At 70.9% G+C, this 24,265-nt stretch carries 27 protein-coding genes; 14 read left to right on the forward strand and 13 right to left on the reverse strand.

The window, feature by feature from the left end:
• Nucleotides 1-166: 166 nt before the first annotated feature.
• Complete coding sequence (locus tag V6U90_RS28415) at nt 167-400, forward strand: hypothetical protein (RefSeq protein ID WP_334443091.1); 234 nt, start codon at nt 167-169, stop codon at nt 398-400.
• A gap of 99 nt (nt 401-499) precedes the next feature.
• Nucleotides 500-1,210 (forward strand): helix-turn-helix transcriptional regulator, encoded by a 711-nt coding sequence (locus tag V6U90_RS28420; RefSeq protein WP_334443094.1) that lies wholly within the window; start codon nt 500-502, stop codon nt 1,208-1,210.
• 13 nt (nt 1,211-1,223) lie between these two features.
• Here V6U90_RS28420 and V6U90_RS28425 read toward each other — a convergent pair whose 3' ends face one another.
• From V6U90_RS28425 to V6U90_RS28450, 6 genes are read right to left on the reverse strand one after another with little or no spacing between them, the layout of a single operon-like run.
• Nucleotides 1,224-1,388 (reverse strand): hypothetical protein, encoded by a 165-nt coding sequence (locus V6U90_RS28425; RefSeq protein WP_334443097.1) that lies wholly within the window; start codon nt 1,386-1,388, stop codon nt 1,224-1,226.
• 55 nt (nt 1,389-1,443) lie between these two features.
• On the reverse strand, nt 1,444-3,543 hold the full coding sequence (locus V6U90_RS28430) for a prolyl oligopeptidase family serine peptidase (protein WP_334443099.1): 2,100 nt from the start codon (nt 3,541-3,543) through the stop codon (nt 1,444-1,446).
• A gap of 1 nt (nt 3,544) precedes the next feature.
• Nucleotides 3,545-4,474, reverse strand: coding sequence for a hypothetical protein (locus V6U90_RS28435; protein WP_334443101.1), 930 nt, complete (start codon nt 4,472-4,474; stop codon nt 3,545-3,547).
• The gene (locus tag V6U90_RS28440; protein WP_334443104.1) at nt 4,471-5,082 is read right to left on the reverse strand and encodes a flavoprotein; all 612 of its coding nucleotides are present in this window, start codon (nt 5,080-5,082) and stop codon (nt 4,471-4,473) included. The genes V6U90_RS28435 and V6U90_RS28440 overlap by 4 nt, the downstream gene beginning before the upstream one ends.
• Nucleotides 5,070-6,002, reverse strand: coding sequence for an LLM class flavin-dependent oxidoreductase (locus V6U90_RS28445; RefSeq protein WP_334443107.1), 933 nt, complete (start codon nt 6,000-6,002; stop codon nt 5,070-5,072). The genes V6U90_RS28440 and V6U90_RS28445 overlap by 13 nt, the downstream gene beginning before the upstream one ends.
• Complete coding sequence (locus V6U90_RS28450; protein ID WP_334443156.1) at nt 5,999-6,967, reverse strand: T3SS effector HopA1 family protein; 969 nt, start codon at nt 6,965-6,967, stop codon at nt 5,999-6,001. Before V6U90_RS28450 ends, V6U90_RS28445 begins: the two co-directional genes overlap by 4 nt.
• 152 nt (nt 6,968-7,119) lie before the next feature.
• Between V6U90_RS28450 and V6U90_RS28455 the strand changes: the two genes are divergently transcribed.
• Nucleotides 7,120-7,254 carry an LxmA leader domain family RiPP gene (locus V6U90_RS28455; RefSeq protein WP_334443110.1) on the forward strand — a complete coding sequence of 45 codons (135 nt, stop codon included), beginning with the start codon at nt 7,120-7,122 and terminating at the stop codon, nt 7,252-7,254.
• Nucleotides 7,255-7,381: 127 nt separating this feature from the next.
• On the opposite strand, the gene lxmK is transcribed toward V6U90_RS28455, so the two are convergent.
• Nucleotides 7,382-8,455: a class V lanthionine synthetase subunit LxmK gene (gene lxmK / locus V6U90_RS28460; protein ID WP_334443112.1), complete on the reverse strand. Its 1,074-nt coding sequence runs from the start codon at nt 8,453-8,455 to the stop codon at nt 7,382-7,384.
• Nucleotides 8,456-8,618: 163 nt separating this feature from the next.
• Here lxmK and V6U90_RS28465 point away from each other — a divergent pair, with 163 nt between their 5' ends.
• Nucleotides 8,619-8,762: an LxmA leader domain family RiPP gene (locus tag V6U90_RS28465; RefSeq protein ID WP_208810990.1), complete on the forward strand. Its 144-nt coding sequence runs from the start codon at nt 8,619-8,621 to the stop codon at nt 8,760-8,762.
• Nucleotides 8,763-8,900: 138 nt separating this feature from the next.
• Here V6U90_RS28465 and V6U90_RS28470 read toward each other — a convergent pair whose 3' ends face one another.
• Nucleotides 8,901-10,046, reverse strand: coding sequence for an aromatic ring-hydroxylating oxygenase subunit alpha (locus V6U90_RS28470; protein ID WP_334443116.1), 1,146 nt, complete (start codon nt 10,044-10,046; stop codon nt 8,901-8,903).
• Nucleotides 10,047-10,356: 310 nt separating this feature from the next.
• Between V6U90_RS28470 and V6U90_RS28475 the strand changes: the two genes are divergently transcribed.
• The 9 genes from V6U90_RS28475 to V6U90_RS28515 all read left to right on the forward strand — a co-directional run bounded on the left by V6U90_RS28475 (nt 10,357) and on the right by V6U90_RS28515 (nt 18,967).
• Nucleotides 10,357-10,764: a PaaI family thioesterase gene (locus tag V6U90_RS28475; RefSeq protein ID WP_334443119.1), complete on the forward strand. Its 408-nt coding sequence runs from the start codon at nt 10,357-10,359 to the stop codon at nt 10,762-10,764.
• A gap of 164 nt (nt 10,765-10,928) precedes the next feature.
• Nucleotides 10,929-12,308: an outer membrane protein assembly factor BamB family protein gene (locus tag V6U90_RS28480; RefSeq protein WP_334443122.1), complete on the forward strand. Its 1,380-nt coding sequence runs from the start codon at nt 10,929-10,931 to the stop codon at nt 12,306-12,308.
• Between the two features lie 375 nt (nt 12,309-12,683).
• Nucleotides 12,684-13,256: an RNA polymerase sigma factor gene (locus tag V6U90_RS28485; RefSeq protein WP_334443124.1), complete on the forward strand. Its 573-nt coding sequence runs from the start codon at nt 12,684-12,686 to the stop codon at nt 13,254-13,256.
• On the forward strand, nt 13,256-14,230 hold the full coding sequence (locus V6U90_RS28490; protein ID WP_334443126.1) for a CU044_5270 family protein: 975 nt from the start codon (nt 13,256-13,258) through the stop codon (nt 14,228-14,230). Before V6U90_RS28485 ends, V6U90_RS28490 begins: the two co-directional genes overlap by 1 nt.
• A gap of 5 nt (nt 14,231-14,235) precedes the next feature.
• Complete coding sequence (locus tag V6U90_RS28495) at nt 14,236-14,766, forward strand: hypothetical protein (RefSeq protein ID WP_334443129.1); 531 nt, start codon at nt 14,236-14,238, stop codon at nt 14,764-14,766.
• Nucleotides 14,763-15,872, forward strand: a complete 1,110-nt coding sequence (locus tag V6U90_RS28500; protein ID WP_334443131.1) for a peptidoglycan-binding protein — start codon at nt 14,763-14,765, stop codon at nt 15,870-15,872. The genes V6U90_RS28495 and V6U90_RS28500 overlap by 4 nt, the downstream gene beginning before the upstream one ends.
• A complete protein-coding gene (locus V6U90_RS28505) occupies nt 15,869-16,528 on the forward strand; it encodes an ABC transporter ATP-binding protein (RefSeq protein ID WP_334443133.1) in 660 nt (219 codons plus the stop codon). Before V6U90_RS28500 ends, V6U90_RS28505 begins: the two co-directional genes overlap by 4 nt.
• On the forward strand, nt 16,525-17,709 hold the full coding sequence (locus V6U90_RS28510) for an ABC transporter permease (protein WP_334443135.1): 1,185 nt from the start codon (nt 16,525-16,527) through the stop codon (nt 17,707-17,709). Before V6U90_RS28505 ends, V6U90_RS28510 begins: the two co-directional genes overlap by 4 nt.
• A 436-nt stretch (nt 17,710-18,145) precedes the next feature.
• Nucleotides 18,146-18,967, forward strand: a complete 822-nt coding sequence (locus tag V6U90_RS28515; RefSeq protein ID WP_334443137.1) for a hypothetical protein — start codon at nt 18,146-18,148, stop codon at nt 18,965-18,967.
• A gap of 169 nt (nt 18,968-19,136) precedes the next feature.
• Here the strand turns inward: V6U90_RS28515 and V6U90_RS28520 are convergent, their stop codons facing one another.
• The 5 genes from V6U90_RS28520 to V6U90_RS28540 all read right to left on the reverse strand — a co-directional run bounded on the left by V6U90_RS28520 (nt 19,137) and on the right by V6U90_RS28540 (nt 23,849).
• Nucleotides 19,137-19,547 (reverse strand): VOC family protein, encoded by a 411-nt coding sequence (locus V6U90_RS28520; RefSeq protein ID WP_334443139.1) that lies wholly within the window; start codon nt 19,545-19,547, stop codon nt 19,137-19,139.
• A gap of 344 nt (nt 19,548-19,891) precedes the next feature.
• Nucleotides 19,892-21,028, reverse strand: a complete 1,137-nt coding sequence (locus tag V6U90_RS28525) for a hypothetical protein (RefSeq protein WP_334443141.1) — start codon at nt 21,026-21,028, stop codon at nt 19,892-19,894.
• A gap of 596 nt (nt 21,029-21,624) precedes the next feature.
• Complete coding sequence (locus tag V6U90_RS28530; RefSeq protein ID WP_334443144.1) at nt 21,625-22,101, reverse strand: hypothetical protein; 477 nt, start codon at nt 22,099-22,101, stop codon at nt 21,625-21,627.
• 101 nt (nt 22,102-22,202) lie between these two features.
• Nucleotides 22,203-23,594 carry a hypothetical protein gene (locus tag V6U90_RS28535; RefSeq protein WP_334443147.1) on the reverse strand — a complete coding sequence of 464 codons (1,392 nt, stop codon included), beginning with the start codon at nt 23,592-23,594 and terminating at the stop codon, nt 22,203-22,205.
• Nucleotides 23,595-23,597: 3 nt separating this feature from the next.
• Entirely contained in the window at nt 23,598-23,849 is a 252-nt protein-coding gene (locus tag V6U90_RS28540; RefSeq protein ID WP_334443150.1) for a hypothetical protein, read from the reverse strand.
• A 39-nt stretch (nt 23,850-23,888) separates the two neighbouring features.
• Here V6U90_RS28540 and V6U90_RS28545 point away from each other — a divergent pair, with 39 nt between their 5' ends.
• Complete coding sequence (locus tag V6U90_RS28545; protein ID WP_334443153.1) at nt 23,889-24,164, forward strand: hypothetical protein; 276 nt, start codon at nt 23,889-23,891, stop codon at nt 24,162-24,164.
• Nucleotides 24,165-24,265: the final 101 nt, after the last annotated feature.

The following is a 24,265-nucleotide window of genomic DNA, read 5'->3' on the forward strand; positions in this document are numbered from 1 at the left end:
GTTCCTGGTTCGGGTTGTCTTGGAGTGACAAACCTTGATACCGGAACCCCGCCTCTCACACCCCGATCAACACACCCTTGACCAGCCACGCCCACGCCTAACTGAACGGCGTTGCAGCTAGCTCTAGCTAGGGAAGCCAGACGCCGCAGCACGGAGGTCCGAACTCATGACGCTGCGACCCGGCCTCAGCGGTCATGACCCGAAGTCGGCTCGACACATCGCCGACCTGCTGTCCGGTGCCGTACCCGCAGACCTGGTCGACGGTTACGTGAAACTGTCGCTACACGGTGACTGTGCGGAGTCCGAAGCGGTGGACCTTCTCGGCTCGGCCGCACGGCTCGCCGGACTCATCGAGCAGGGACCGCCCACCGGGCCCTCGACGGCGACGAGGAACCACTGATCCGGCCGACCGACCCGTCGCTGGCGTTTCAGAGAGTGGTCGACGGCCTCCAGGAGCAGCTGATCAGTTCGAGCTCGCGGCTGATCGAGGCGCACCGTCATGTCGACACGCTGCAACGGGCGTTCCTCGGCCGGATGCTCGACCTTCAACTCCGACGAGGCGGTCAAGCGGATCACGGCGGGCAAGGACATCCAGGCGCTGTCGTTGTCGATGGTCAACGCCGCCCAACGTGACTACATGGAGCTGCACACCTGGCGGTTCACCGTTCCGCTCCGCAAGGAGGAGGCCAGCGCGCCGCCCGCGCCCGTGGTCGAGCGGGGTGTCCGGCGGCGTTCGATCTATTCGACCGAGTACTTCGACACCGAGGTCGGCTACCACTTCATCCAGCACGCGATCAGCCATGGCACGGAGGTACGGATCTACCGGCACGCGCCGATGAAAATGAAGCTGATCGACGAGGACGCCGCCCTGGTCCCGTTGACCCCGAGCGGCGCGAGCGGGGTGCTCTACGTACGCGCGCCGATCATCGTGCACGCGTTACGGCAGTACTACGAGTTGCTCTGGGCGCGGGCCACGCCCCTGTCGAACCAGCAGTCGTCCACCACGCCCACCTGCGGTTCGCTCAACGAGGTGCACCGTCAGCTCCTCCGGCTGATGGCGCTGGGGCTCAAGGACGAGTCGATCGCGAACCGTACCGGCCTGAGTCTGCGCACGGTCCGCCGGCACATCGCCTCGATCATGGAGATCCTCTCCGCGGAGACCCGCTTCGCGGCCGGGGTCGCCGCCGCGAAGCGGGGTCTCCTGGATTGAACGCCCAGCGGGCCTACATGTACCAGGAACCGCTGTGCCAGGGATCGATGTGGCCTTCCTCCGCGTCCAGGGCCTCGACACCGGCCGATCCGGCCAGGTCGGGGGCGACCGCAGGGCTGCCCAGGAACAACGCGAGGGTCAACGCGGCGATGACTGCCAGTGCACGACGGAGCCTCATGTCTATGGTTCTCCTCACAATGGTCAACCGTTAGGGGTGGACGGTAGGAGAAACATCACCGTCCCGGTAGGTCACGAGTTGCCACTGACATCAACTTCCGCTCCAGACCGGTCTGGTAACTACAGAACGCCAGGATCTCTGCGTTCATCGTGACGGAGCTGCTGACCGCACGCCGGGCGTGCCCCGCGTCGACATCGGTACGCAGCAGCACGGGCCGCTCACCGACGGTCGCCCACTGCAACGCGGCACACATCTTCCGGGCGTGGTACGGGTCGACCCGTACATCCCCGTCGGCGACGCTGAACAGTGCCGCCGGATAGGCCACGCCCGGCCGCACCCGGTGGTACGGCGAGAGCGCCAGCAGCCAGGCCAACTCGTCCGGCTCGTCCGCGCTGCCGTACTCACTGCGCCAGGCGGCGCCGAGTCCGGTCCGCTCGTAGCGGACCATGTCGAGCAACGGCGACACCGACACCACAGCGGAGAACAGCTCGGGCCGCTGGACGGCGGCGGCGGCCACCATCAGTCCACCGTTGGAGCCACCGAAGATCGCCAACTGCTCTGGGCTGGTCAGCCCACTGTCGATCAGGGTCTGGGCGGCGGCGTGGAAGTCCTCGACGACGCGCTGCTTCCCGGCGCGGGTCCCGGCCCGGTGCCACCGGGCACCGCGTTCACCGCCACCACGCACCTGGGCGATCACGAACGTTCCGCCGGCCGCGACCCAGGCCAGGGCCAGCGGGTTGTAGCTCGGGGGAATGGAGATACCGAATCCGCCGTACCCGTGGAGGATGCACGGCCGGGGGCCGTCGGTGCCCTCGCCGTCGCCCCCGGTGTCCCCGCCGGTCAGGACGATCATGCGGAACTCCGTGCCGTCAGCGGACCGGGCCGGCATCGACGCGCTGCGGAACCGGGGCAGTTCCACCGCACCCGGCGGCTCGGCGAAGACGTCCGTCCGCCCGGTGGCCCGGTCGAACCGCAGCGCACACAGCGGTGTGGTCAGATCGGTGTAGGCGAACGACAGGATGTCGCCGTGCGCGTTCATGCCGCCGACGGTGCCGACCCCGGGCAGGTCCACGGTGCCGATCCGGGCCCCGGTCCCCCGGTCGTGCAGGGTCAGTTCGCTGGCCGCGTCGCCCCGCCAACTGACGACGAGGGCGCCGTCCAGCACCGCGACGTCGGCGAGTACCGCGTGCGGGTCCTCCGGGACGAGTTCCCGCCAGTTTCCGTACCCGGGATCCCGCAGCCCGGTGACCACCACCCGGCCCCGGGGTGCCTCCCGGGCGGTCAGCAGGTAGGCGACCCCGTCGGCACCGACGCGCAGCGAGGTACGGGCCGGTACCCCCTCCTGCACCACCCGGAACGCGGGGGCGTCCCACGGGGAGGTGGTCAGGTCGGCCACCCAGAGGTCGTTGCCGGGTTGCCCGCCACGGGTGGCCGAAACGGTGAGCCACCCCCGCTCGGAGTGCACCCGGTAGTGCGTCGACTTGTCCCGGCCGTCGCCGAAGACCAGCACGTCGTCGTCCGCGCTCTTGCCCACGACGTGCAGGTAGATGCGGCGGTGGTACTGGGCCTCGCCGGCCGGTACCGCTTCGGGCGGTAGCCGGCGGATGTAGTAGAAGGCGCTGGAGTCGGGCACCCAGGCGATGGTCGAGTTGCGGCAACGGTCGATGGGACCGTCGACCGTTGCGCCGGTCGCGATGTCCATGACGTGGAGCACCGACTCCTCGGTGCCGTTGACCGAGATCAGGTAGGTGAGCCAGGCGCCGTCCGGTGACACCTGCCAGACGTCGACGACCGTCCGGCCGGACGGGTCGATGGCCACCGGGTCGAGCAGTACCCGCCGGCTGCCGTCGGCCTCGACCACGTGCAGGACCATGTGCTCCTGGCCGGGATCGCGACGCATGAAGAACTGCCGGTCGCCGTGGGTGCTCGGCGGTCCCACCATGCCGGCCGCCTCCAACGCGGACAGCCGGGCCCGGAAAGCGTCGACGTTCGGCAGGCTGTCGGCGTACGACCGGAACAGGGTCTCCTGCGCGGCGATCCACTCCCGGCTCGCCCCGCTCGTGGCATCTTCCAGCCAGCGGTACGGATCGGCGATGTGGTGGCCGTGCAGCACGTCCACCACGTCCGCGCGCGGCGCCACAGGATAGGTGGGCATCTCAGGCACCTCCGGGAAGCCGGTCGACGAGGTCAGCGGTGATGTCGAGGTAGTCGAGTAGCTGGTCGTGCCACCCCACGTAGGCGGCGAAGTCGTGGGCGTGGGTCAGTACCCGCGCCGCCGCCAGCATCGCGACGATGCCGGCGTCGACCTGGCGTCCGTACCCCTCGGTGAGGGCCCGGTGCAGGTCGTCCAGGTCGCCCTCCGGCGCGGCCGGTAGACCAGCGGCAGCCGCTGCCTGCACCTCGTGCAGCTCCGCGACCAGCCAACCCAGGTCCAGCCACCACGGCCCACGCGCGAACGTCTCCCCGGTCAGCAGGGCGCCCCGGCCCCGCGACTGCGGGACGATCACGGACAGGCTGGCGGCGCCGTGCAGAAGGACGGGCCGGTCGCTGGCCGCCACGGCGGTCAGGGCGCGCAGCGCGGCATCCAGCCGCGTCCAGCGGGCCGCGCCGAGCCGGGGGTACGCCTGCCGCCGCAGCCGACCGACGGCGGTAGCCGGGTCCGGGTCCCCGTCGAGCCAGCGGCGCAGCCGCGTGGGGCCGGGATGCTCGTCGACCACCTGCGCGGGGAGCGGATGGCGGTGCAGGGCGGCGAGGGCGGCGCCCGCCGCGCGCAGACCGTCGGCCAGCAGCATGCGCCGGTTTGGCCCGCCCAGTTCCGGCCCGGGGTCGGCCCGCAACGCCGAGAGCAGCATCGCCGCCGAGAACGGGCCGGCGGTCGGGTAGTGGAAGGCGCCGTCCCGGACCGTGGGGGTGCGGATCGCCGGGTGCAGCGGTGCGACGCGGTCGAGGAGTCCGTCCGGCACCGGGGTCGGCGGCCGGTACGACGGACCTGGCTCCCGGACCCAGAGGTAGCCGTCCGCGGTGCGCTGCACCGAGATGGCCAGCAACGATGTCGCCATCCGGTGCAGGGTGGGCGCGGCGGTCATGCCGGCATCAGGGTCCGTCGGCGTTCCTCCAGCAGGCGGATCACCGTGGGCATCGGCGCGGCGACCGATGCGTCGAGGCGACCGGTGGAGGCACTGAGTCCCCGGTCGGGGGGCGCGATCACCACGTTCGCCCGCTGCTCCAGAGCGGTACGGTGGCTGCGGTAAGCCGGGCTCTCCAGGCCGTGCGGCGGCAGGGCCGGGGCGAGAGCGATCGGCGCCTGCGCGCACTGGAGGGCCAGCATCGCCGGCGTGTCGCCGAGCCCCAGCGCCAGGCGGGCAAGGAAGTTCAGGCAGGCCGGGTAGACGGTGATCGAGTCGGCCCACTCGGCCAGCTCGACATGGGGTGCACCGCCGGTGAGCTGGTCGGGCCACTCGTCCGACATCGCCGGCCGCCCGGTGCAGGTACTCAGCGTGCCGAGTGTCACGAACTGCTGGGCGCTGCGGGTCGCGATGGCCTGGACCGTCAGCTCCGGGTACCCGAGGCGTAGCCAGTTGAGCCATCCGGGCAGGTAGGCAGCGGAGAGCGCGCCGCTGATCACGACGAGGAGCCGCCGACCGGAGAACTCCGGGAATTCGGGTGTGCCGGGCATGTCGCCTACGCCTCCCATGCCTTGAGGATCGCCGCGATGTCGTCGACGGCGGCCTGCTCGCCCTCGGCCAGCAGCACACCGCACGGGTTGAGGACCAGTTCGTCGACGCCTGCGGCGGCGTACGCGGCCAGCCGCTCGACGATCCCGTCGGGCGCGTCGTACGTGAACAGCCCCGACCCGACCAGCGCCCGCGCGCCACCCCGCGGGTCGGAGGTCGACACGGACAGCCCGGCGCGGCACAGCATGTCGACGTAGTGGGCGGCCCGCAGGTGCTGGCCGGCCGCCAGGTAGGCGAGCCGTTCCGGGTTCCGGTCGGGCCGGCTGGTGGCGACGTGGGCGACGGTGACGATCCGGGGTACCGGCCGGTCGTCGCCCGCTCCGGCCCGCAGCGCCGGTACGACCACCGTGCGGAGGTACTCCGGCGAGGTCATCCAGGTGACGGCGACGTCAGCGGTCGCGCCTGCGACCCGGGCCATCCCGGGCCGGAGCACACCGGCACCGACCTCGACCCCCGGATGCCGCAGCGGTGCAAGTCGCATGCCGTTCACGGTCTCGTCGCGCAGCAGGCTGCGGATGGTGGAGAGATAGTCGCCGAGGGCTGACGCCGGACGGTCGTAGGGCCGACCGGTCAGCGCCCGCACCACGTCGGGGGTCGACGCGCCGAAGCCGGCCACGTAGGGATGGCCGGTCAGCACGGCCAGCGACCTCGCCTGCAACGCCGCTTCGTACGCGCCACGCAGCGGCATCAGGGTCACCGAGGTGCCCACGGGCACCGCCGACCCGGATCCGGCAAGGTAGGCGGCCACCTGGTGGGGCTCGGCGCGCAGCGACTGGCCCAGCCAGAGCCGGGCCGCCTCATCCCGCCGGACGAACTGCGCGTACGGCGCGACGGCCGACGGGGACTCCGGCTGACCGGGGTAGAGAACGGAGACCTTCATGCCAGGTCCAGCCATGGCAGGTGGGGGGACGTGGTGTTCCGGAAGGGGGATCCGGGGTCCGCGCCGCCCCGGACGAACGCAGCCGCGACGGCGTCGGCGAGCGGAACACCCTGTACCGCATGGTCGACCACGGCCTCGGCGGTCATCCGGGCCCGGTGTTCGCCGAAGCTCAGCGCCCGCATACCCACCCGGCCGTCCATCGGATCCCAGGCCACCGCGATCCCCGGCCCGACCCGGCGGGCGAACGGGGACGTGGCGTCGACCAGGCCGGGTACGCCGGAAAGGGCCGTGACCAGTTCGTCGAGTACCGGCCAGGCCGTCTCCTCCAGGTAGACGACCATGGTGTCGCGGCGGGGGTACGAGTTGGGAAGCGAGAGGATCTTCGCGCGGTACGGCACCTGTCGGGACTCCAGCACCCCGAGCCCGGCGGCCAGGGCCTGGGGCGCGTGGTCGGCCGTCGACAGGTGCAGGTAGATCCGCAGGATCGGTCCGGTTCCGGTGATCGAGCCGACCGATCCGTCGCACAGGAAGAAGCCCGGGGACAGGGTGGGACGGGCTGCATCGAGGGAGATCGTCGCTGTCCCGTCGTCGTTACGGGCGCCGACCCGGTCGGCGGGCACGAGCACCCGTACGCCCAACAGCTCGACGACGCAGTCGTCTCCGTCCTCCAGCACCCGGGCGCGGACCGGGGTACGCAGGTGCGGCAGGGCCGCAGCGAGTCTGCCCTCCAGGGCCGGGTCCCGCAGGTTCGGCCGGGTGGAGCTGTCGTACGCCTTGCCGACGTGCAATGCCGAGTAGAGCGCGGCGGTCAGCGCGGGGACCAGCGCCCGTGGACCGGCTGCCTCGACCAGCTCGCCCCCGACATAGATCCGGGTTGCCGACAGCACGCCGACCGACGTCAGGGCCGCCATCAACGTGTCGTCGACCGACGACTCCGGTACGACGGTGGAACTCTCCGCGACCATCACGCCGACGACGCTAGGCGGACGTTCGTCCCGGGCGAACCGCCCTGGCACCTAGGTGCGACCCGATGGCCGTCTCGTGCCACCGTCGTTGTCCGGCGCCCGACGCCGTCGGCACGATGACGGTCATCCCAATTTGCGGAATGGAGCACCAGATGACCGACGAGATCCTGGTCGACGGATACCAGTCCTACACCGACGTCGAAGAGCTCGACTTCGAGCAGAACACCGACAGCGAATTCCCGACCACCCCGGTGAGCATCGCATTCACCTGGGCGCTCGGCTGCTGACATAGCGAGTTTCCGGCCCGTTGTCCCACCCGGACAACGGGCCTTCTCGGGTATCCGGACTACTGACATTCTCGTCATTCCGGGACTGGGCGGCGGACGACGGCGGGATCGCCGCCCGCCGCAGTCTTCAGGCGACGAGGCCGAGCGTTCCGATGAACGACGCCGGGCTCAGCAGCGCCGTACGGCCCACTCCCGCTGCCGCAAGGTCCACCGCCCGCAGCCGGGTCCGGGCGCCGGCGGCGGCGAGCAGGCGGTCGAGCAGATGCCATCCGGCGTACGCCGTGGCGCGCTCCGCCAGGGTCGGGTCGATCGGCACCCCGCTGTCGAGGTAGCCGGTCCAGAAGCTGGTCACCAGTGGTCGGACCCGCCCGATCTCGGCGGTACCCCGGGCGACGACCTCCTCGTGGGTGAGCCTGACCTGCTCGCCGAGGTCGGCGTTGACCCTGCGGATCGCGGTGTGCAGCCACTCGCCCGCGAACGCCCCGACGTCGCGCGCCGGGTCGGCCATCCGGAACTCCTCACCGTCGAGCAGGTAGAGCAGGTCACCGTCGCGCAGGAACTGGTCGAACCGCAGGTCGCAGTGGCACGGCCGGCGCGGTGCAGAGGTCCGTTCGGCCTCCCGGAGCTGGTTGAGCGCCGCGACGAGCTGGTCGTCCTGCTGGAGGATCCGCCAGAACCGCAGCTCCGGACCGCGCGACTGGTGGAACACCGCCAGCGGCATGGCCCGCAGGACCGACGTCGGGGGCAGCGGATACGGCGACCGGTCGAGGGCGTCGGCACTGCGGTGCAGTTCTCCCACCATGCGTCCCGCTCGACGGCAGAGGTCACCGTCGAACAGGTCGTCGGCGGCCAACTCGGAACCGGGTCGGGCCTCCGCCAACCACTCGAAGACGACCAGGCGGCGGTCGCGGTCGGCGCCCAGCAGGGCGGGGAAGCGCAACCAGTCGGCAGCCTCGGTGTCGCGGCCGTCGAGGTCGAGGAGCCGGTCGTACCGGCGGTGCGCGTCGGCCAGGTCCCCGTCGAGGCGTTTGACGAAGACGGCCGCGCCCGTACTCGTGTGCCCCGACCAGTTGGTGTTGCGCCCCGTACAGGCGCGCACCGTGTCGGGGTCCAGCTCACCCAGGCCGAGTTCCGTCAGGAATGCATTCACCTCGGGAAAGTCGGACAGGGACAAGGGGCGGGGCTCCACCTTTGCCAGCATGTTCGGGAACGTATTGCCGGCGACGATGGCCCGCCAATCCGCTGACGCCATCATGCCCACGGATGTCGCCATCCGGCCATCGCCCTTGTTCGGCCCGACGACGGGCTCACAGGATCTCCCTGCCCCCGAACCTGGGGCGACAATTCCGAAGAAGGAGATCTCGATGGCTGACGAGCAGCTGATCGACGGCTACCAGGCCTACACCGACGCCGAGGAGCTCACGTTCGACCAGCACGGCGACGAGGAGTCGCCGAGCACCCCCTGGTGCGTGCTGAGCATCGTGGTCACCGTCGCCGGTGGCTGCTGACGCAGGTTGACCCACGCTTCGAGGCCCTCTGCCCCGGTCGGGGCAGAGGGCCTTGAGTGCGTCCGGGACGACTCCGCCACCGGAGGCGGTCAGCCGGGTGGTGGGGCGGCCCGACGGACAGGCCGCGCCGGTGCCCGGTCAGCCGAGGCGGTCGTCGATGCTCTGCTGGAACATGGCGAGCAGCCCTTCCGCGAGACCGAGGGTGTGGAAGTCGTTGGCGCCGTACCGGAGGTTCTCCTGGACGTCCTCGGCCACCGCGAAGTCCTCCCCGTCGAACACCACGTCGTTGGTGAACGCGAAGCGCTTGGCAAGCCCCTCTTCGCCCCCCTCCCCCTGGAAATCGTCCTCGCGGTACAGCATCTCGTGGGTCCAGATCGTCCGGTCCGGCGCCAACGGGTAGAAGATGTTGATCGAGACGTAGTCCGGATGCATGATGAAGAACGTGTTCGGGAAGAGCACGTAGTAGACGGAAGCGTAATCGAGGATCCGCCACGATTCGGGGTCGATGTTCAGGACTTCGTCAATGTTCGAACGGGCGGCGGACATACGGATGTGCGGCCCGTCCTCAAAATGGGCCAGCACGCCTTTCCGGAAGGCCTTTGACAGGGTGGTCCGGTGCAGGTACGGGACGTGGTAACCCTCAAGGTAGGTTTTGATCAGCAACTTCCAGTTGGCGTTCTTCACCACCTTGGTCTTGCGGTATCGCACGAGTTTCTCGATGTCGAATTCCACCAGGTCGTCCAGCATCCTGCCCAGGTACGACCGTAGGTCGAGGGTGCCGTTGGGGTCCGGATGGATCCAGATCAGCCCACCCGCCTCCGCGACCGGGAGTTCCCTGAGGCCGTACTCGGCGGCGTCGACGCCCGGGAAGTCCTCCTGCCGGGTGATGGCCCGCAGCGAGCCGTCCAGGTCGTACACCCAGTTGTGAAACGGGCACACGAACGCCTTCAGCTGCTTCTCATCCCCCTTGACCAGCCGGGCGCCCCGGTGCCGGCACTGGTTGAGGAAGGCCCGCAGCCGCCCCTGCCGGTCGCGGGTCACCACGTACGGGATCCGGTTCCAGTCGCTCAGCAGGTACGATCCCGGTTCGGGGACGTTCGAGACGTGGCCCGCCACCAATGGGTGATCGGTGAACACGCTCGCGAGTTCGCGGTCGAGGATGTCGGGGTCGGTATAGTTGCGCACCGGAACCCGGACGACCTTCCCGAGCATTTCCTGATCGCGCCCCTGTTCGCGCAGCGCCAGTAGGCCTTTCAGGATGTCTACCTGTTCCTGGTGGTTCATCAGTTATGTTCCTTAGATCCAGTATGGACTTGTCTGCGGACGATGCACTTCCGGCTACGGGATCGGCGTCGGGACGGCGGGTGGTGGCGATCGCGGCCGGAGCGACCTGCACTCGACAGATCGGTTGACCCTGTTAGTATCCGATGTGGAGATGTCGCAACTTCCACTGATTATCGCCGATGGGCACACCCTGTCAATGCGGCCGGCGACAGGCCCACACATTCCCGGGATAGCCGTCCCGGCCACTGGCGTCCAAACGACGTACGGCGATCTGCCAGTCAACAAACTCCTGTCAGTCAGCGGAGGAACGATGGGCCTTGAGCAGTTCGCGCACGACGTGTTCGACGCGCAGCCGTTCAGCCAGCACCTCGGAGCGCGGCTCACCATGGTTGGCCCCGACAGTGCGGAACTGACCGTACCCATCACGGATCAACTGAAGCAGCAGCACGGGTACGTGCACGGCGGCGTCATCAGCTACCTCGCCGACAACTCGATCACGTTCGCCGGTGGGCTCGCGCTCGGCGGCAACGCCCTGACCTCCGAGTTCAAAATCAACTACCTGCGGCCGGCAGTGGGCAGCGTCCTGGTCGGTCGCTCCGTCGCGAAGCACGTCGGAAAGCGACAGGCCGTCTGCCAGTGCGAGATCTACGCGGTACAGGACGGCGAGGAGACCCTGTGCGCGATCGCCCAGGGCACCGTGGTGTCCGCCCGGTCGTAGCGGCCCGCCCAGACAGGTGCCGCCCGTCCGGTACCCGGACCCGAGGGCGACGTACCGAACGACCTTGAACTCCCGGTCGAGCAGGGTCTCGCAGGACGGTGCCGGGCGTGGGATGCGAGCGGGTTCTACGGTGGGGCCTCGGCCGCCGATCGAGGGAGAGACCGTTGTCGCCGTCGTACCGCCCACTCCGTTGGAGCCGCGCCGGCGTTGCCCTGAGCCTGGTCGTCGGGCTCGCCGCCTGCACCCGGCCCCGGGCGGAGTCGCCGGAGCAGCCGGCACCGCAGGCACCGCGGGTCGAGGTGAGCCAGGAGAGCCTGCGGGGCAGCGGCACCCGACCGGGGCAGGAGGGCCCGGACCCGATCTGGTCGGTGTCGGTCAACCGAGTCGACCAGCAGCTGGCACAGACCGGCCAGATGATCGTCGTGCCCGACGAGCGGGAACTCCGGGCGGTCGACCGGTCCACGGGGCAGGACCGGTGGCGCCGTCCGTTCTCGATGAGCTACCAGTACGCGGTCACCGACGGTCTGATCGTCGTCAGCGCCAGCAACGGAGGGCCGCTGGAGGTGCTCGACGCGGTCACCGGCGTCACCCGCTGGCGGGCCGAGGACACCCAGGACGTCATCGTCCATCAACAGGCCGTCTACAACAGAGAGTGCGTCGGCTCCGGGCAGTCGGCGAAGTGTGTGATCATCGCCCGGGACGTCCGGGACGGTCGCCAGCTCTGGAAGCTGTCCGCCGACCGGTTCGCCCGGGTGACCGACGTGGCGCTCGGTGCACGTGTGCCGTATGCCCCGCCCGCCGGGCAGTACGTGGCGGCGCGGCTGAACGCGACCGCCCGCACCTACACCACCGTCGCGGTCGCCACCGGCAAGGCCGGTGCCGGGCGGTTGCCGAGCCGGGCCTGGTACGGCTTCGTCGCCGGTGACCTGCTGGTGACCACCGACAACGATCCGCCCCGGGGTGACCAGCGGTGCACGGTCAGCATCGCCACCGTCAATGCGGCCACCGGTGCCCGAGGCTGGTCCGGTGCGGTCTTCAGCGGGCGCAAGGGGGACGGTGAGTGCGTCAAACGGCTGGCGCACCATCAGAGCGGGCTGATCCTGATCGGGGCCGGCACCCGGCTGGTCGCGGTCACCGCAGCCGGCCGGCCGCAGCTGATCGACCTGCGGACCGGCAAGGCGGAGTGGGAGGGCGCCACCTCCGGCGTACCGATCGACGGGGACGACCGGTCCGTACTGGTGCGGCGCAACGCCGATGAGGGTGAGCTGGCCCTGCTCGACATGGCCACCGGCGCGTCACGGTGGACCGCGCCGGATCCCGGGCTCTCCGGTGCGTCGGCGAGCTGGCGGTCGATCGTGACCGGACGGCTCGTGGCGGTCAGTGGCGCGACGGGCGACCGCCCGTTCGTGGTCGTTTACGACGTGCCGACCGGCCGCCAACTCGGCCGTTACCCCGGTTGGCTCGCTGGCGCCGGGGACGACTGGGTCGCGGTGAGCCACTCCGGGGGATCGGACGGGATCACCCTGGACCTGCACACCTTCTGAACCGGCCCGCCCGACCGGTCACGGTCGCGGCACGAGCAGTGCGGTGTCGACGGCGGTACGTCCAGAACCCTGACCGTCCCTGACGAGATCATTTTCGCCTTGGCGGGAGTAGTGCCAGGTGGTCAGGGAGCAGGATGGCCAGCCACCGCCGCCCAGGCGGTAATACCCCGCCGACGTCAACCGACGCAGCGCCCAGGGAAAGACCCTGCGCGAGGTCCGCCGGTGCCTGAAGCGACACGTCGCCGGCGAGCCCCACCGCCATCCAACTCAGGCCATGACGCCGATGAGCAGGCTGACTCGGCCTGCCGGAACGTAGGCCGGACGGCAACGCCAACAGGCCGTGAACCCAAGCCGGGGCAAGTGGAAATACCTAACGTGATCCGGGGGGCAGTGGGCATCGACGCGGAGGCGATGCGCGCTGCCCGCACGGACCCGGACCGGTTCGCGGATCTCTATGACCGCTACGCGGCACAGCTCTATCACTACGCCTATCAAAGGGTGGGCGCGGAGACCGCCGCAGATGTCGTCGCCGACACATTCCTCGCTGCTTTCGCGCAGCGCGACTCCTACAACCCTGAGCGGCTCGACGCCCGGCCATGGCTGTTCGGCATCCTCGCCCGCAAGCTGGCCCGGCATTTCCGGGCGGAGAAGACGCACTACCGCGCGCTGTTGCGGACCGCGACGGAGTCCGCCGTCGATGGGCATGCCGACCGCGTCACGGCCCGCGTCACCGCATCCGCCGTCCGCGCCCCGCTCGTCGCCGCGCTCAGCAAGCTCTCCGCCGGTGACCGCGACGTGCTGCTGCTCATCGCCTGGTGCGACTTCAGCTACGACGAGGTGGCCGCCGCACTCGACATCCCACTGGGCACCGTGCGGTCCCGACTCAACCGGGCCCGGCGCAAGGTACGCGCCGCGCTGGGCGGCATCGACCCCACTGGGGAGGCGTGATGGACCCCGACCTGCGGCTCTTGCGCGAGCTCGGCGAGCAGCTCGGCCCGCCGACCGGACAACCGCCGGCGGACCTGCGGCACCGAGTGTTCTCAGCGACCGATCGGGCTCTGCGACCGCAGAGTCGGGCCAGGTCGCGCCTCTGGCAGACGGCGTTGGTCGGTGCTGCGGCGGCCACGGTCGTGGCTGCCATTGCGGTCCCTATGGTGATCACCAGATCCGGCGACGACCGGCCGCCACCGGCGACGGCGGAGGTGGCACGGCTCGCGGCGGCGCGGGCGGCGGCCGCCCCGGCAGCGGCCGCCCGGCCGGACCAGTTCATCTACACCGAGTCGGTGGTGCTCTACCTGACCGTAGACGGGCGGCCGGCGCAGCCGTCGGCCGCCGGAGGCCCGCTGCTCGTGCGGGAGTGGCGGTCGGCCGACGGCACCCGCGACGGCCTGGTACGTGAGCGCCCGCTCGACCAGCCGGAGGCCACCTGGCACGACGAGACGACTACCGGATGCCGCGACGGCTACCAGACCACCGCCGTCCCGGGGTGGCGCGTGTCGTGCGCGCCCGGCTCCGGCGGCAGCCTGCCGGTCGACGCCGACGCGATGCTCGCCTATCTCCGCCGGTCGGGTACCAGCGACGACCAGGCATTCGACAATGCCGCCCGAGTGCTCTACCTCAGCCAGCACACGCCGGCCGTGCAGGCGGCGGTGTTCGCGGCGGTCGGACGGATCCCGGGCGTCACCGTGCGACCCAACGTCGTCGACGTGACCGGACGCTCCGGCGTTGCGCTTGCCTACCGGAGTCGCGACGCCGTGACCGAGCTGGTCTTCGACCCCTCCACCTTTGTCTATCTCGGCGTGAACCGGACGGTCATCCGGCTCACGTTGCCCAGCCAGGCCACCGGGCCGGCGCCGCGGATCCTGATCCGGCAGGCCGTCGAGCACGTGGCGATCGTCGACTCGATCGGGAGTGTGCAATGAGACGCGTGGTCATCGTCGCGGTTGCGTTCCTCGGTCTCGCGGCGTGCTCGTCACCCCAACCGACCCCCGAGGTGGCGAGCGCGCAACAGCCTTCGGACTCCGCGTCGGCGGGCCCCTCGGCGGCCGTCAAGGAAACCGACTACGACAAGGCGTTGCGCTACACGCGCTGCCTCACCGACAACGGGGCCGAGACGCCCGACCCGGTCGAGGGGAAGCGGCTCGTCACTGCCCATGTCATCACGCCCGGAGTCAACGCCGAGACGATGCTGGCGCGCATGGCGGCGCACGAGAAATGCAAGAGGTTCCTGCCGGCCACCTGGCCGGTCAAGGTCGACCAGGCCGAGTTCGCGCGGTCCCGCCCCTACTTCGACTGCATGCGCAGCCATGGAATGGACGAGCCGATGCCCGACGAAAACGGCATGGTCGAGACCCCAACCGACGCCTCTTACCGGTCGACGCCGGAATATCAGGACGCGATAGCGAAGTGCCGGCATCTGTACGACGACCCGGCCAACAACCTTCCCGAGAACCGGTGAGGCGGTCGCTCGTCGCGGTCGGTGCATTCGGCGTCGCGGCGCTGGTCGCGACCGCCGCGGTGGCCTACGGGTGGCCGTCGGATCGGGTCACCGCACCTGCGCCGGAGGCCGAGACGACCACGGTCATCCGCACAACGCTGGTCGACGTGACGGTGGCGACCGGCAAGGTCGGCTACGGCCCGGAACAGGAGCTGGTCAGCCGCCTGACGGGTACGGTAACGGCGCTGCCGGCGGTAGGGACAACGATCGAGCGCGGTGCGGCCCCGGTCCGGATCGACGACCGGCCGGTCGTGCTCCTCTACGGCACGCTGCCGGCCTACCGCGACCTCACCCCGCCCGCCACGTCGGACCCCACCGCGTCGGAGACGCCCGACCCGACCGGCTCGGCTGGTGCGGCGGCGACCCCCGGCGGATCCGTCGGGGCCGACGTCAAGCAGTTCGAGACCAACCTGGAAGCGCTGGGCTACCACGGGTTCACCGTCGACGACGAATACACCACGTCGACCGCCTCGGCCGTCAAGCGTTGGCAGCGCGATCTCGGCCTGCCGGAGACCGGGACCGTCGATCTGGGTCGGGTCGTCTACACACCGGGCCCGATCCGGGTCGCGTCACACGCTGTCACGACGGGTGAGGTCGCCGAGGGGCCGCTCCTCACCTTCACCGAGACCACCCGGCTCGTCACCGCGCTGTTGCCGGCACGCAGTGCAAGCCTGGCGGCGGTGAAGACGAAGGTGACCGTGGAGCTGCCCGGCGGAGCGACGGCGTCCGGGACGGTCAAGTCGGTACGGACGCCGGACGCCGAGACCGCCGCGTCCGCTCCGGAGCCCACGGTCGAGGTCGTGGTCACCGCCGAGGATCCCAAGGCGTTCGCGGTGCCGGGCGACGGCGTGGCCCGCGTCCGGTTCGTCGCGTCCACCCGAAAGGACGTGCTCGTCGTTCCGGTCGGTGCTCTGCTCGCGCTCGCCGAGGGCGGTTACGGCCTGCAGGTCGTCGAGGGCGGCACGACGCGGATCGTCGCCGTGAACACCGGGCTGTTCGCCGACGGCCGCGTCGAGGTGAACGGGCCCGACATCCGCGAGGGTATGACCGTGGGGACGGCTCGGTGACCGTCGTGCAGCTCCGGGGCGTCACGAAGACGTACCCGGGAAACGTCACGGCCGTGCGTGGGGCGGACCTGACGGTCGGTCGCGGTGAGCTCGCCGCGATCGTGGGTCCGTCCGGCTCGGGAAAGTCCACACTGCTCAATTTGATCGGCACGCTCGACCGGCCGACTGAGGGCCGCGTCATCGTCGCGGGGCACGACGTCGCGACGCTCGACGACCGCGCGCTGTCGGCCCTGCGAGCGGCGTCGATCGGGTTCGTCTTCCAGCAGTTCCATCTCGCGGCCGGGGTCAGCGCGCTCGACAACGTCACCGACGGCCTGCTCTATGCGGGCGTGCGGCGCAAGGAGCGACGTGCACGGGCCATGGCGGCGTTGGAGCGGGTCGGGCTCGCGCACCGTGCCCGCCATCGGCCGCACGAACTCTCCGGCGGCGAGCGCCAGCGGGTGGCGATCGCCCGTGCGGTGGTCGGCGAGCCGGCTCTGCTGCTGGCCGACGAGCCGACCGGCAACGTCGACAGCGCCGCCGGGGCATCCATCATGGACCTGCTACGTACGCTCAACGCCCACGGCACCACCGTGCTCGTCATCACCCACGACAGTGCGATCGCCGAGATGCTCCCTCGCCGCATCCGGGTGCACGACGGCGTGGTCACCGGATGAGCCGGCCGGGGCGTGGCCTCGCGGTCGGCGACGTACTCCGGCTCGGCGCCGTCGGCCTGCGAGCCCGGCCGTCGCGGACCGTGCTGTCGGCCCTGGGCATCGCGATCGGGATCGCCGCGATGCTCGCCGTGGTCGGCATCTCCGGCTCCGGCCGGGCCGACCTGCGACAGACCCTCGACGGGCTGGGCACCAACCTGCTGCGGGTGACCGCCGCCGACCAGGCGGTACTCCCCGAAGGCGCCGTCGGCATGATCGAGCGGATCGGGCCGGTGACCAACGCGGCCGCGCTCCGCAAGCTGCCCGACGACGTGCATGTCTACCGCAACGACCGGGTACCGTCGCGCCAGACCAACGGCATCGTCCCGTTCTCCGTCGACCTCGACCTGGCCGAGACGGTCGGTGCGACCGTGGCGCGCGGCGCCTGGCTCAACCCGGCTGTCGCCGACTTCCCGGCGGTGGTGCTCGGCGCCGAGTCTGCCCGGCGGCTCGGGATCACCACGCCCGACCCGCGGACGGTGGTGCACATCGGCCACGAGGGCTTCGCGGTCGTCGGTATCCTCGCGCCGATCACGCTGCTGCCCGAACTCGACAGCGCCGCCCTGATCGGCACGTCCGCCGCCCGGACGTATCTCGGCGCCGAGGGCCGCCCAACCACGATCTACCTGCGTACGGCCGACTCGCAGGTCACAGCCGTCCGCGACGTGCTGGCGGCGACCGCCAACCCGGCGGCGCCCTACGAGGCTGCGGTGTCCCGGCCCTCCGACGCGCTGGAGGCCAAGCTCGCCACCGAACGCGCCTTCAATGGCCTGCTCCTCGGCCTCGGGGCGGTCGCGCTGCTCGTCGGCGGCGTCGGCGTGGCCAACACGATGGTGATCACCGTGCTGGAACGGCGCGCGGAGATCGGCCTGCGCCGTTCGCTCGGCGCCACGCGCGGCCAGATCTGGCTGCAGTTCCTCACTGAGGCAGCCCTACTCTCGACGCTCGGCGGGATGATGGGGGTGGCGCTCGGCGCACTGGTCACCGTCGCCTACGCCGTCAGTCAGAGCTGGCCGATCGCGCTGCCCGCCTGGGCGCTGCTGGTCGGCGTCGGCGCGACGGTCGTCGTGGGCGCGGTGGCGGGACTCTATCCGGCTGTCCGCGCCGCCCGCCTCTCGCCAACCGAAGCACTGACCGCGATGTAGGGGACCCTGTTGCGTTGAGCGCTGGCGTGATCGTGGTCGCCGTGCGCTGGTACCTGCGGTTCAACGACCGGCAACAGGGCGGTGGCGGCGAGGCGGGTTTGGCCGAGGGCGGCAAGGCGGAGGAGGAGGCGCGCCACCTGCGCCAACGCGCATCCCGGCGACCGGACAGGCGGTACGGTATCGGGAGGTACCGGATCACGACCGGCGTTGTCTCAACAGCGTGCGGATCGTGGGCCTCTGGTCGTCGAGGAGTGACATGCGCGCGGTCGTCAGAGGACTCGCCGTGGTGACGGCCATGGCCACGCTGGCAGCCTGTGGCGGTACGGGCGCGGTTGCCGAGCCGCCGGTCGGCGGGCGGCAGGCGCAGCTACCCGCGCCGGTGACCGGTACGCCGGCAGTCCGGGCCGGGTGGACCTCCTGCGGGGTCGACGCGCCCATGGAGTTCGGCGCGCCCCCGTCAGACGCCGGCACCCTGCCGCGTCTCGGCACCGACTTCGCGGCCACGGTCGCGATCCACTGCCGGCTCGAGCCGAAACGACGCGCCGACCGCGGTCAAGACCTGGTCCTCACCGAGGGCCGGGCCACCGACCTGACGACCCTGCTCGCCGCGCTGCGTTTACCCGACGAAAGGCTCACCACCGACGCCTGCACCCTGGAGATGCCCCCGGTACCGAACCTGCTGCTGCTGGACCCGCAGGGCCGGTGGATCCGGCCAGGGCTTCCGGTGGATGGCTGCGGTAGGCCTCGCGCCGAGGTGCGGGAGGCGGTGCGGGACCTGCGGCTGATTACCGTTACGGAAAAGGTCGTACGGGAGCTCGAGTCGTCTGGGGCGGCTGTCTCCGGATGCGGCCAGGAGTGGTCGGACATGGTGGCCACCGAGACCGGGGATCCGATCTCCCTCGCGCGGCCAGGCCGGGTGTCGATCCCATTCACGCGCACGGCGCCCCTGCGGCTGTGTGTGTTCCGGGTGCCGGGGGAGCAGCAGGGGACATCCAAGCCCGCGGGGACCTTCGAGTACGGACTGATACTCCCACAGCACCGACGCGAACCCGTCGAGCAGACGTTGACGGCACTGCCCCCAGCGAGGCAATGCACGGGCACCGCGGACCGATTCGCCGTGCTCCGGACCGTCGACGGCACGGGCGGCGAGGTCTACGTCGAACTCGACCACTGCCGGCGAGTCCTGACAACGCCGTCGTCCGGCCCGCCGACCCTGGCCCAGGCTGACAACACGCTCGTCGGACTACTCGGAAGATAGCCCCGACCCGTGCAAGCACCGTCGCGACCAGCACCCGCCGCGCAATCGGCGCGGCGGACGCTCGCCGCCCGGCTCCGCGTCGAATGACGCGCATCATGAGCCGGCAGAAGCGGATGCCTACGGTTGGCGCAGAGGGGGCCGTGTGTACCCGGACCCCTCTGCCGACGGGTCACTGCGGCTGGGCGATGTCGACCATCCACGGGATGCCGAACCTGTCGATGCACATGCCGTACAGGTCGCCCCACATCTGCTTCTCGAATGGCATGGTGACGGTGCCACCGTCGGACAGCTTCTCCCATGCCTCCTCAAGACCCTCGCCCGGATCGCCGCTGAGGCTGCACGTGATGATGTTGCCAGGGTCGTACGGCATGCCGGGCGCAGTGTCGGAGGCCATCAGAAGGTAGCCCCGATCAGTGGTGAGCATCGCGTGCATCACCTTGTCGGCGATGGCGGGGTCGGACGAACCGAACTCGCCGAACGTGCTGATCCGCAACTGGCCGCCAAACACCGAGTGGTAGAACTCCATGGCCTCGCGAGCGTTGCCGTTGAATGTGAGGTACGGGTTGAGTTGGGACGTCATCGCAGGGCTCCCTTGGCTGAGTGACCGTGTCACGGTCGGACGCTAAACCCACCGACCGACACGGGGAGGGCTTTCCCGGCGACTGCCACCCCGGCAGGGGACCACCGTCACGGCCGTCCGGGAGCAGAACCACTCGAAGCGCGATTTGGCGGCGATGCGCCCTCCTCGTCCGCACCGTGGAGTTCGACAGATCCGTGCGCCTGATTCGCGGACGACTGACTGATCGCGGCAGGTTCGGATGCCGTGGCGGTTGCATGCGCATGTGGCGCACGAGATCCCGCTCCTACACCCAACTCGGCTTCACCGTCGAGAGTGGCGACCGCCGATCGAACCCCGGCGGCTCCTCAACCGAGCCCGGCCCGGTCGAGACGGTCCAGCAGGCTCGGCTTACGGGCATGCTGTTCCCGCAACTGCCGCACCCGCCGACGAAACGCCTGCACCTGGCCGTCCCGTTCAGCCAGCGCCAGCAGATCTGCCAGCAACGTGACGGCTGCGTCGTACTCCTTCGGCTTCTTTGTGTCGATCATCCCGGTGACCTGCCGCCACGCCTGTTCCTGCCGCCCGGCCAGCGTGTCCAGGCGCTGCTCGCGGGCGGCAACGGCCGCCCGTTCCCGGCGTTCCCGCTCGACCGCCTCGCGCTGGCGGGCGAGCCGCTGCCGTCGCGCCCTACGTTCCTCGGCGGCAGCCAACAGCGTCCCGGCGGTACGGCCCCCGCCGGCGACATCTTCGGAGTCTCTGCCGTGGAAGCGGGCCAGCAGTGCCGACCGCAGACGGGTGCCCTCGCCGCGCAACAGCCGCACGACGACGGCGTCCTTCTCCGGCTCGGGCAGCGTCTTCACCCAGCGAGACAGGGCCGCCGTCGAGGGCACCTCCCCCGTGAGCGGGGTGCTCGTCTCGGCTGCCACGGCGAGCAGATCCGGGTCCAGCCGCAGGAAGTCGACCAGGGCGCGCAACGGCCCGGACAGGTCCCCCAGGCCGGGCGGTACGGGTGGCTCCGGTTTGTCGTCGTCCGCCTCCCGGCACTGCACGCACAGCAGCCAGGCCAGGTACAGCAGCCGCCGATCACCGGCCGCCAACTCGGCCCGCGCGGGAAGGATCGCGGCGAGGCGGCCACCGCTGTCGTAGACGTCGTCGCCATCCTCGTCCTCACTGCGTAGGTCAAGGATCACATGGGTACGGGTCTTCCACGATGAGGCTGACTCCCCTACGCAGTACTCTGCGGCGATGCCCGGGGACAACACCTCGACCGGCAGCCGCAACGCGATGCGCTGGGTACCCCAGTTCGCCAGATACAGGAATGCGTCGAAGTACCGCTCCATCCAGTCCCGCGGGTCACCCTTCAGGTCACCCCACTGGTAGTCGTTGACGAAGCTCGACGACGTGATCCGCGCCCGTGTCGACAACGCCCGCAGTTCCTGCTGCTGCCTCGACGTCAACGGCCGGTCGACCGTCACGAACTCGTAGTACTGGTACTCACTCACCGCCGACAACCTCCGCCATGACAATCAACCGCGAGCCCAGTGCCGGTACGCCTCGGTCCACTCTGCGCCGAGCGGCGGCGGGTCCGGCAAGGGAAGATCCAGCATCGGGATCGCCTGGCGAATTCGGCCCCGATGACAGATCGCGACGATCCCGCCGTCCCGTAGGTCGACCCGGCGCACAGTCGTCGTAGGCGTCGACTACGGCCTCGGCGACCAACGCGTCCGACTCGGCCCGGCTGAGTGAACCCACTGCGGCACCCTACGGCAGCCCCAACCTTCTCCATCGATTGACACGCGTTTGAACGGGTACGGAAGCTCGTCACACCCCCGCCCGACACTCGCGACCTGCCGGTTGACCCACGAACTCATTCCTCTCCGGGCCAGGCCGGACGGCGCCGTCACGCAGAAGACGTTGCCCCGGAGTTGCCACTGGGCGGCGGACCCGGTGCCGTCCTCGATCCGCGCTGGCACCGGTGTGGGGACCGGTGCTGGTGCTGGTCGGGTTCACGGCTGTCGCCGCATGGCGCGACGTTTCACGTCGAGTGGTGGGCGGCCACCGGGACAGCCCATCAGCCCGGCAGCAGGGTCGCGGAGGACTAGCGGATCAACTCGAACGAGGCCATCACCGAGGTCAGGGTCGACTCGTCCGGGTCGGCGCGTCCGGCCAGACAGGTGCCGAGCATGGTGTAGACACTGCGCAGTCCGGTCGGCGAGTAGTCCGGCGCCTCGGTCACCACGGCGATCTGGCGTACCTCGCGGCCGTCGACCGTGGTTCCGCTGGAGCGGACCGCGACCGGCAGGCCACCTGCGGCGCCCGGCCGGTCGATGCCGGGATCCACCACCCGTTGCGGTCCACCGTCGAGCAGCGCCAGCTCGGCCACCTCGCCGAGGGTGAGGTCCTCGGGCAGCCGCCGCCCGAAGAGCACCAGGTTGGCCCGGAAGCCGTCCACCGGCGGACCGAGGAAGGCGATCAGCCCCTCGGTCGGTTCGACGGCGCTCCACTGCTCCGGCGCGGCCAGCCGGAACGGCCACAGTCCGGGAGAGATCGCGTTCGGCCACTCCACGACGGTCATCGTGGCTCCTTCCTGTTGCCGGCCGGCCCGGTGGCATGGGGCACGGCCCGTCGAGGCCGGCCCGATCGGGCCGGTCCCGGTGGTTGGTCGATCGAGCTGGATCAGAACGGTGAGATCTTGCCGATGCCGTCCGCGACCGCCTTGGCGCCGTTCCCGACGTGACCGGCGATCTTCGGTACGTCCACCTCCGTGCCGACCGTGATCTTGCCGCCGATGCCGAGCGCCAGACCGACGCTGGCCTGCACCTTCACCCGACCACCGTCGACCCCCGCGTCCACCCCGGCCGAGCCGCCGACCCCGATCTGCCCTTCCGCGCCCACCCGGGGCCGTGCCCCGAGCACGTCCACCTCTGCCCGGGCACCGGCCCGGAGCCCGGCGAAGGCCTCCGCCTCCGCCCGGACCCGGCCACCGCTCGGCCCCGCGTTGAGATCCAACCCGCCGGCAGCGTCCGCGCCGCCCCTGCCGTACGCCTCGCCCAGCGCGCCGAACCCGCCCGCCCGCAACCGGGCCCTGGCCCGGGCGTCGAACACGTACGCCTCGGCCCGCCCGTTGAGCGAGGCACCGTACCGGTCCTTCCCGAACCGGCCCAGGCCGCCCTCGGCCCGGGCGAGTCGGTGCAACAGTCGCAGTTGCGTCTCCACGCTGCCGTTGCGTCCCTGCAACAGGGTCCGTTCATGGTTCTTCCACGCGCCCTGCCAGGTCCGGGAGCCGTACAGCAGGGAGAAGATCGGGTCTCGGGGGCTCAGGCCGTTGCGGGCCAGCCGCTGCCGCTCCGCCGGGGTCAGGTTACGTCCGCCGGTGCCCCGGCCCCGGTTGGTCATGCTGCGGGTCTTCACGTCGTCGAGGAGCCGAGGGCCGAACACCGTGTGGTCGGTCACCGCGCCGGGAGCGCCCGGGGCGGACGGTACGGCCGGAGCCAGCGCGGCGGCCGACCGGCACACCGCGACGAAGGTCTGCACGGCGCGCCTGCGGTCCCGCAGCGCGTCCTCGTGCCGGTGCGCGGCCCGGCGGTGTGCCTGCTCCGCCTCCTCCACTTCCCGCTGCGCCCGATGCACGCCGGACATGTCCGGGGCGGGGACATCCAGCCCGGCGGCGGAGTCGATCGAGGCACGCTTGGCCGCTGCGGCGAATCCGATCTGCTCAGCGGAGAGTTGCCGCCGGGCCTCGGTGAGCCGGGTCTCGGCGCGGTCCAGCACCCGACGGGCCCGCTGCTCGTCCTCGATCGGTCCGGCGACCAGGCCGAGGGCGTGGGCGACCTTCTCGTGCGCGGCCCGCGCCGCAGCGAGCGCGGCGTCCAGCGCGCCGAGGGCGCCGTGGAACCGGGCACCGGCCGGGCCGACCAGCACCTGGGCGGCACCGGCGGTACCCGTGCCGGCGAAGCTGGCGCTGGCCCGCCGGACGGTACGCACCGAGTGGTCGAGGGCTCCGGCCCGGGCCCCGTTGTCCCGGGCCGCCCGGCGCAGGGCGTCCGGGTCAGCGGTGTCGGTCGTCATCGGTCACTCGCCGGCCAGGGCGAAGGCCACCGCGGTCATGTTCGCCTGCCGGGCGATGACCGTCGCCGCGTCCTGCAGCCGCTCGAACTGGCTGCTCCAACGGCGGACGAAGTCAGCCAACGCGGCGTCAGCCGCCGGATCCCCCACCGATGCGGAGACGGGGCAGGTCCGGGGCAGTCCGGCAGCCGCCGCGCTGACCGCGGTACTCACCCCACGCAGCCCGGCGGGGTCGGCGGCAATCGATCCGTAGCTCATGGACGACACGTTAGGCCCGGGCCGGACGGTGCCTCGGACGTGGAGCCCGGGGTACGTCGGGGCCCGGCCACCCGCGCCGGTACGGGAACGGCGCAGTTCCAGGTGGCCCCTGAGCCGAGCCAGGGTTCGACGGTCCGGGGCGGGTACGGATTCGAGCCGGATGTCGCCGACCCCGCCCTGGCACCGGTGCGGGGACCGGTGCTGGTGCTGGTCGGGTTCACGGCGATCGCCGCATCGCTGGATCTGCTACCGGTCGGCGCGGCACTGGTCCTCGCCGGACTGTTCCCGTTGGCTCACCGACCACGCGCCGACTGAACCGACACCGTCCGTCCCCTCGTCAACGCCGGTCGAGTTCCGACTCCAGCCGCTGGATCAGCGTCTTGCGGGCCTTGCCACCGCGCTCACGCCGCAGTGCC

Origin of the sequence: Micromonospora sp. CPCC 206060 (genome assembly GCF_036906895.1) — a bacterium.
Lineage (GTDB): Bacteria > Actinomycetota > Actinomycetes > Mycobacteriales > Micromonosporaceae > Micromonospora.

Coding starts and splice junctions, on each gene's coding strand:
- V6U90_RS28415 (WP_334443091.1), top strand. CDS start 167: ATGACGCTGCGACCCGGCCTCAGCGGTCATGACCCGAAGTCGGCTCGA.
- V6U90_RS28420 (WP_334443094.1), top strand. CDS start 500: ATGTCGACACGCTGCAACGGGCGTTCCTCGGCCGGATGCTCGACCTTC.
- V6U90_RS28425 (WP_334443097.1), bottom strand. CDS start 1,388: ATGAGGCTCCGTCGTGCACTGGCAGTCATCGCCGCGTTGACCCTCGCG.
- V6U90_RS28430 (WP_334443099.1), bottom strand. CDS start 3,543: ATGCCCACCTATCCTGTGGCGCCGCGCGCGGACGTGGTGGACGTGCTG.
- V6U90_RS28435 (WP_334443101.1), bottom strand. CDS start 4,474: ATGACCGCCGCGCCCACCCTGCACCGGATGGCGACATCGTTGCTGGCC.
- V6U90_RS28440 (WP_334443104.1), bottom strand. CDS start 5,082: ATGGGAGGCGTAGGCGACATGCCCGGCACACCCGAATTCCCGGAGTTC.
- V6U90_RS28445 (WP_334443107.1), bottom strand. CDS start 6,002: ATGAAGGTCTCCGTTCTCTACCCCGGTCAGCCGGAGTCCCCGTCGGCC.
- V6U90_RS28450 (WP_334443156.1), bottom strand. CDS start 6,967: ATGGTCGCGGAGAGTTCCACCGTCGTACCGGAGTCGTCGGTCGACGAC.
- V6U90_RS28455 (WP_334443110.1), top strand. CDS start 7,120: ATGACCGACGAGATCCTGGTCGACGGATACCAGTCCTACACCGACGTC.
- lxmK (WP_334443112.1), bottom strand. CDS start 8,455: ATGCTGGCAAAGGTGGAGCCCCGCCCCTTGTCCCTGTCCGACTTTCCC.
- V6U90_RS28465 (WP_208810990.1), top strand. CDS start 8,619: ATGGCTGACGAGCAGCTGATCGACGGCTACCAGGCCTACACCGACGCC.
- V6U90_RS28470 (WP_334443116.1), bottom strand. CDS start 10,046: ATGAACCACCAGGAACAGGTAGACATCCTGAAAGGCCTACTGGCGCTG.
- V6U90_RS28475 (WP_334443119.1), top strand. CDS start 10,357: ATGGGCCTTGAGCAGTTCGCGCACGACGTGTTCGACGCGCAGCCGTTC.
- V6U90_RS28490 (WP_334443126.1), top strand. CDS start 13,256: ATGGACCCCGACCTGCGGCTCTTGCGCGAGCTCGGCGAGCAGCTCGGC.
- V6U90_RS28510 (WP_334443135.1), top strand. CDS start 16,525: ATGAGCCGGCCGGGGCGTGGCCTCGCGGTCGGCGACGTACTCCGGCTC.
- V6U90_RS28515 (WP_334443137.1), top strand. CDS start 18,146: ATGGAGTTCGGCGCGCCCCCGTCAGACGCCGGCACCCTGCCGCGTCTC.
- V6U90_RS28520 (WP_334443139.1), bottom strand. CDS start 19,547: ATGACGTCCCAACTCAACCCGTACCTCACATTCAACGGCAACGCTCGC.
- V6U90_RS28530 (WP_334443144.1), bottom strand. CDS start 22,101: ATGACCGTCGTGGAGTGGCCGAACGCGATCTCTCCCGGACTGTGGCCG.
- V6U90_RS28535 (WP_334443147.1), bottom strand. CDS start 23,594: ATGACGACCGACACCGCTGACCCGGACGCCCTGCGCCGGGCGGCCCGG.
- V6U90_RS28540 (WP_334443150.1), bottom strand. CDS start 23,849: ATGAGCTACGGATCGATTGCCGCCGACCCCGCCGGGCTGCGTGGGGTG.